Origin of the sequence: Prevotella sp. 885 (genome assembly GCF_002265625.1) — a bacterium.
Classification (GTDB): Bacteria; Bacteroidota; Bacteroidia; order Bacteroidales; family Bacteroidaceae; genus Prevotella.
Window position 1 is genome coordinate 1 of sequence record NZ_NOVE01000133.1, and the last position, 519, is coordinate 519.

1 protein-coding gene is annotated in these 519 nt (G+C 45.3%); it reads right to left on the reverse strand.

Features of this window, described 5'->3' with window-relative positions:
• On the reverse strand, positions 1-218 hold a 218-nt coding region (locus CHL74_RS15460), incomplete at its 3' end, for a hypothetical protein (protein ID WP_141241366.1).
• Between the last annotated feature and the right edge of the window lie 301 nt (positions 219-519).

The window sequence follows — 519 nt, forward strand, 5'->3', positions numbered from 1 at the left end:
ACCCCTTTTGCAGCATTTTCAATCTGCGAGATTTGGCGATTGGTTTCCTTCAGTTCACGCTTTAGCTTCGTGAGCTGCTGTTTGTTTCCTGCTGCTGCCGCTTTCTCAATGGCTTTTTCGAGGTTTGCAGCCTGAGATTTCAGTTTCAGGAGCATATCTTCCGCCTGTTTTCCGTTTACGGTGAGTGTAACGGTCGCATTGGTGTTTATATTCGACATACGTCTTTCGATTTTAATGGTTTAATGATACGCAAAAATAACACCGCTCAAACACCACTCAAAAGACGAGAAATAAGGCAGTTTCGCCCGATTTAGGCACGCTGGCGCCGACAAAAACCGACGAAATTTAAGCGATAGAAAAACGAAAGGCTTGTGTATCAAGCCGTTAAGGGATTGTTAAGGGATTTTCCCTTAACCCGTCTTGATAAAGACCCCCCGACCGCCCTGTCCTTGCTGACGGCTACGACCGCCCGACCTTTGCGGAATATGTAAACAAATGTTAATATTTAGTTTCTCACAC